The sequence below is a fragment of the Rhizobacter sp. genome (assembly GCF_031412495.1).
GTDB lineage: Bacteria > Pseudomonadota > Gammaproteobacteria > Burkholderiales > Burkholderiaceae_C > Schlegelella_A.
In genome coordinates, this window is sequence record NZ_JANODC010000319.1 from 1 (window position 1) to 5,633 (window position 5,633).

Below are 5,633 nucleotides of genomic sequence, written 5' to 3' on the forward strand. Positions count from 1 at the left end.
TCGCCGAGATGCGCGCCAGCATCGAGCGCAAGCAGATCGATATCGCGGCCCTGCGCCGCGAGCTGCAGAAGCTGCCGCCACCCCGGACCCAGTGACCGGCGCGGCATCGGGCGAGCCGGCGCCGCCGGGCGGCGACGAGACCGCCCGCTACGCAGCCCTCGATCTCCTGGCGACGCTCGTCGCCATCGTCACGCCCGAAGGCGAATGCGTGGCGGCGAACTCCTCGTTCGAGAATGTCCTCGGCCTGTCCAGGCGCAGCCTGCTGCGCGGCTCGGTGTTCGACTGGTTCGTCGATGCGCAGGCAGTGCGCGAAACGGTCGACGCGGTCAGCCGCAACGCGTTCTCCACGAGCCGACTCGAGGCGCAGCTCAAGCGCCCGGTGGGTAGCCACGGCGACGCCCTGCCGGTGCACGTGACCGTGAACCAGATCGACGGCTCGGCCAATGTCGTCTTCGAGCTCGTCGAGATGGAGCAGCAGACGCGGCAGGAGCGCGAGGAGCGCGCCCTCGGGCAGGCGCAGGCGACCAAGGAGCTGATCCGCAACCTCGCGCACGAGATCAAGAACCCGCTCGGCGGCATCCGCGGCGCGGCCCAGCTGCTGGAGATGGAGCTCGACTCGCGCGTGCTCACCGAATACACCCAGGTCATCATCAAGGAGGCCGACCGCCTGCAGGCGCTGGTCGACCGCCTGCTGGCGCCGCACCGCCGGCCGCACGTGGTCGGCATGGTCAACATCCACGAGGTCTGCGAGCGGGTCCGGGCCCTCATCCTGGCCGAGTTCCCGCGCGGCCTCGTCACGGAGCGCGACTACGACATCTCGATCCCCGAGTTCCATGGCGACCGTGAGCAGCTCATCCAGGCCGTGCTGAACATCGCGCACAACGCCGCCGAGGCGCTGACCGAGCGGATCGAGGTCGGCGACGCGAAGATCACCCTGCGCACCCGCGTCGTCCGCCAGGTCACGCTCGGCAAGCATCGATACCGACTGGCACTGGAATTGCATATCGAAGACAACGGGCCGGGCGTCCCCGAGGCGGTACGCGAGCGGATCTTCTTTCCTCTCGTCTCCGGCCGCGAAGGAGGCTCCGGCCTCGGCCTCACCCTCACACAGACCTTCATCCAGCAGCACCATGGCACCGTCGAGTTCGAAAGCGAGCCCGGACGCACGGTGTTCAAGATCCTGATCCCGCTGGCCTGAACGCATACCGGACGCTGCCGATGAAACCCATCTGGATCGTCGACGACGACCAATCGATCCGGTTCGTCCTCGAGAAAGCACTGACGCGCGAGGAGTTCGTCGTGCGCAGCTTCACCAACACGCGCGACGTGCTGGCAGCGCTCGACGACGAGCAGCCGCAGGTGCTCGTGTCCGACATCCGCATGCCGGGCGGCTCGGGGATCGAGCTGCTCAACAAGATCAAGGCGCTGCATCGGGACCTGCCGGTCATCATCATGACCGCCTTCTCCGACCTCGACAGCGCGGTCAGCGCGTTCCAGGGCGGCGCCTTCGACTACCTGCCCAAGCCCTTCGACGTGCCGAAGGCGGTCGACCTGATCCGCCGCGCCGTCGAGGAGAGCCTGCAGGAATCGGGCGCGGAATCGCCGGCGGCGCAGGTGCCGGAGATGCTCGGCCAGGCGCCGGCGATGCAGGATGTTTTTCGCGCCATCGGCCGGCTCAGCCAGAGCATCGTCACCGTCCTCATCACCGGTGAGTCCGGCTCCGGCAAGGAGCTGGTCGCCAATGCCCTGCACAAGCACAGCCCGCGCGCCGGCGGCCCCTTCGTCGCGATCAACACTGCCGCGATTCCCAAGGACCTGCTCGAGTCCGAGCTCTTCGGGCACGAGCGCGGCGCGTTCACCGGAGCGCAGACGACCCGGCGCGGCCGCTTCGAGCAGGCCGACGGCGGCACGCTGTTCCTCGACGAGATCGGCGACATGCCGTTCGAGCTCCAGACGCGGCTGCTGCGGGTGCTGGCCGACGGGCAGTTCTACCGCGTCGGCGGCCACAACCCGATGCGCAGCACCGTGCGCATCATCGCGGCGACGCACCAGGACCTCGAGGCGCGGGTCAAGGCAGGCTCGTTCCGCGAGGACCTGTTCCACCGGCTCAACGTCATCCGCCTGCGCCTGCCCGCCTTGCGCGAGCGCGTCGAGGACATCGCGCCGCTGGCCCGCTTCTTCCTGCAGAAGAGCGCCCGCGAGCTCGGCGTCGAAGGCAAGCGCCTGACCGATGCGGCGATCGCCCAGCTGATCCGGTTCGACTTTCCCGGCAACGTCCGCCAGCTCGAGAACATCTGCCACTGGCTGACCGTGATGGCGCCGGCGCAGCTGGTCGACGCCAAGGACCTGCCGCCCGAGCTGCAGCCGCGGCTGCAGGGCGTGGGCGTCGCCTCGCCGGCCGACGTGGAGGCTGCGGGCGGCACCGCGTCGCAGCCCGGTGCCGCCCTGGGCTCCGCCCGGGGCGGGGCATCGATGCCGCCTGGAGCGACGGCCGCGACGGCACACCCTTCGACGCCGGCCGGTGCAGAGGGCTCCGACGGCGCCGCCGCCCGGCCCTGGCTGGCGGGCCTGCAAAGCGAGGCTCGGGAGATGCTGCGCGCCGGCGAACCGATGGTCTGGGATGCGCTGACGCGCAAGTTCGAGGCGCAGCTCATCGTCACTGCGCTCGAGACGACGCGCGGTCGGCGCATCGAGGCGGCGCAGAAGCTCGGCATCGGCCGCAACACCATCACCCGCAAGATCCAGGAGCTGGGGCTGGACGACAAGTGAGTTGACTCGTCGGGAGGCTCAGGGACGCGCTCCCCTTGAACGAGGGGGTACGCCGCGGGCGGGCGTCCTCCTATTCTCGTCAGGTTCAACCTGCACGAGGAATAGAAGCATGAAGACTTTCGGCGTTGCCATTTCCACCTTGGCGGTCGTCGGCGGGGTCTCGCTGGCTCCAGCCGCACAAGCTGCGGTCTACGACGTGACGATCGACGGGCCGGATGCGATCTGGCTGGCCGGCCGCACCGATCTGGTCATTCCCCCGGCGAACCAGCCCTGGAGCGGCGGTCTGATCCGCCATGGCGGAGCCACGCCCGAGGAGGCGCTCGAGACGATCCCCTCGTTCGTGCCCGTGACCGGCGGCGACATCGTGCGGGCGCTCGACGCCGCAGTCGGCGGCGTCAACTTCTTCAACGGTTTCGGCCCGCCGTTCTTCGGCCCGAGCGGGAACGAGGGTGCGGGGAGCAGCCTCACGGCCTTCGGCGGCATCAGCGGCTACCTGGGCCCGCAAGGCCCGCTGACAGGCGTGTTCCTGACCGATGCGGTCCCGAGCGCCGGACCTCCGGGCACGCTGGACTTCTCGACGCCGGCGCTGCGCGATTTCGCATCCCTTTCGCCGGCCATCGGCCAGATCTTCTACATCGGCGACGGCAAGACGACGGGTGGCGTGTTCCAGCAGTTCATCGCGCCGGCCGGCGCCACGCGCCTCTTCCTGGCCATCCCGGACGGCTTCGGCTTCGCCGGCGCCCCCGGTGCCTACGACGACAACGACGGCAGTTACCGGATCCGCATCGGCGTCAACGAAGTGCCCGTCATCGCGGCCATTCCGGAGCCGGAGACCTACGCGATGATGCTCGCCGGGCTGGGCCTGCTCGGCACCGTCGCGCGCCGTCGCCGGCGCTGAAGCCGGTCGGTCTTGACGCCCCGTCGGGTCAGGGTGTCGCCTCGCCGGCGGCACCCTGTACCTTGCGGCGGTACGTGACGAAGCTGTAGCGCAGCCCGTCCGCTGCTTCGCAACGCTCGCGCGCGATTTCCTCGAAGCGCGAGCAGTCCCAGTCCGGAAAGAACGTGTCGGCCTCGAGATCGGCATCGATCTCGGTGAGCTCGAGCGTGCTCGCCAGGGGCAGGGCGAGGGCATAGATTTGTGCGCCGCCGATCACGGACACACGCGGCACCGCTCCGGCGAGCTCCAGGGCGCCCTGGAGGGACGCGGCAGTTTCGGCGCCTTGCGCCTGCCAGCCGGGTTCGCGGCTGATCACGATGTTGCGGCGGCCCGGCAGCGGCCGGCCGATCGATTGCCACGTCTTTCGACCCATCAGCACCGGCGCGCCCATCGTCAGCCGCTTGAAGCGGGGCAGGTCGCCGGGCAGGTGCATCAGCAGAGCACCGTTGCGGCCGATGCCGCCGTTGCGAGCAACGGAAGCGACAAGGCTGATGGCTGGCTGGTGCATGCCCGATTGTCCTCCGGGGCCGGCCGATAATGACCCGCTTCGGTGCCTTCGACCCCCATGATCCGACGCTCCCCGATCTCCCCCGAAGAGCTCGCCGCCTGGCGTGACGCAGCCGCACGCGCCGCGCCCGGGGGCAAGCTCGAGTCGCTGAGCTGGGTCACGCCAGAGGGCATCGTCGTCAAGCCCCTGTACACGGCCGCCGACATCGCCGGCCTGTCGCAGACCGACACGCTGCCGGGCTTTCCGCCCTACATCCGCGGCCCGCAGCCGACGATGTACGCGGTGCGGCCGTGGACGATCCGGCAGTACGCGGGCTTCTCCACCGCCGAGGCGTCGAACGACTTCTACCGCAAGGCGCTCGCCGCCGGCGGGCAGGGCGTGAGCGTCGCCTTCGACCTGGCGACGCACCGCGGCTACGACAGCGACCACCCGCGCGTCGTCGGCGATGTCGGCAAGGCCGGCGTCGCGATCGACTCGGTCGAGGACATGAAGATCCTGTTCGACGGCATCCCGCTCGACCAGGTCAGCGTGTCGATGACGATGAACGGCGCCGTCCTGCCGGTGCTCGCCGGCTACGTCGTCGCCGCCGAAGAGCAGGGCGTGGCGCAGGACCGGCTTTCAGGAACGATCCAGAACGACATCCTGAAAGAGTTCATGGTGAGGAACACCTACATTTATCCGCCGGCCCCGAGCATGCGGATCGTGGGCGACATCATCGAGTACACGGCCCGGCACATGCCGAAGTTCAACTCGATCTCGATCTCCGGCTATCACATCCAGGAAGCGGGGGCGAACCAGGCGCTCGAGCTGGCGCTGACCCTCGCCGACGGGCGCGAGTACGTGCGCACGGCCATCGCCAAGGGCATGGACGTCGACGCCTTCGCCGGGCGCCTCAGCTTCTTCTGGGCGATCGGGATGAACTTCTACCTCGAGATCGCCAAGATGCGGGCGGCGCGCGGCCTCTGGCACCGCGTGATGCAGGAGTTCGCGCCGAAGAACCCGAAGAGCTCGGTGCTGCGCACCCACTGTCAGACCTCGGGCTGGTCGCTGACCGCGCAGGACCCCTACAACAACGTCGTGCGCACGACCATCGAGGCGATGGCCGCGGTCTTCGGCGGCACCCAGAGCCTGCACACCAACGCGCTCGACGAGGCCATCGCGCTGCCCACCGAGTTCAGCGCCCGCATCGCCCGCAACACCCAGCTCGTGATTCAGGAAGAGACGCACATCACCTCGATCGTCGATCCGTGGGCGGGCAGCTATGCGATGGAGGCGCTGACCCAGCAGATGGCCGACGCCGCGTGGAAGATCATCGAGGAGGTCGATGCGATGGGCGGCATGGTCAAGGCCGTCGACTCGGGCTGGGCCAAGCTGAAGATCGAGGCGAGTGCCGCCGAGAAGCAGGCGCGCATCGATTCG

At 69.2% G+C, this 5,633-nt stretch carries 5 protein-coding genes; 4 read left to right on the forward strand and 1 reads right to left on the reverse strand.

What is annotated here, in order from left to right; genetic code table 11:
• Positions 1-91 precede the first annotated feature (91 nt).
• From glnL to AC30N0_RS11905, 3 genes are all read left to right on the forward strand, one after another.
• Positions 92-1,198: a nitrogen regulation protein NR(II) gene (gene glnL / locus AC30N0_RS11895; RefSeq protein ID WP_489518124.1), complete on the forward strand. Its 1,107-nt coding sequence runs from the start codon at positions 92-94 to the stop codon at positions 1,196-1,198.
• A 20-nt stretch (positions 1,199-1,218) separates the two neighbouring features.
• The gene (ntrC, locus tag AC30N0_RS11900) at positions 1,219-2,769 is read left to right on the forward strand and encodes a nitrogen regulation protein NR(I) (RefSeq protein ID WP_489518125.1); all 1,551 of its coding nucleotides are present in this window, start codon (positions 1,219-1,221) and stop codon (positions 2,767-2,769) included.
• A gap of 109 nt (positions 2,770-2,878) precedes the next feature.
• Positions 2,879-3,667 (forward strand): PEP-CTERM sorting domain-containing protein, encoded by a 789-nt coding sequence (locus AC30N0_RS11905; protein ID WP_489518126.1) that lies wholly within the window; start codon positions 2,879-2,881, stop codon positions 3,665-3,667.
• A 28-nt stretch (positions 3,668-3,695) separates the two neighbouring features.
• Here AC30N0_RS11905 and AC30N0_RS11910 read toward each other — a convergent pair whose 3' ends face one another.
• Positions 3,696-4,214, reverse strand: a complete 519-nt coding sequence (locus AC30N0_RS11910; protein ID WP_489518127.1) for a dihydrofolate reductase — start codon at positions 4,212-4,214, stop codon at positions 3,696-3,698.
• Positions 4,215-4,271: 57 nt separating this feature from the next.
• Here AC30N0_RS11910 and AC30N0_RS11915 point away from each other — a divergent pair.
• Positions 4,272-5,633: methylmalonyl-CoA mutase family protein (locus AC30N0_RS11915; protein ID WP_489518128.1), on the forward strand; the 1,362-nt coding region annotated here is incomplete at its 3' end.

What these genes read in the sequence shown, in the direction of transcription:
- AC30N0_RS11910 (WP_489518127.1), bottom strand. Translation starts at nt 4,214, where the DNA reads ATGCACCAGCCAGCCATCAGCCTTGTCGCTTCCGTTGCTCGCAACGGC.
- ntrC (WP_489518125.1), top strand. Translation starts at nt 1,219, where the DNA reads ATGAAACCCATCTGGATCGTCGACGACGACCAATCGATCCGGTTCGTC.
- AC30N0_RS11905 (WP_489518126.1), top strand. Translation starts at nt 2,879, where the DNA reads ATGAAGACTTTCGGCGTTGCCATTTCCACCTTGGCGGTCGTCGGCGGG.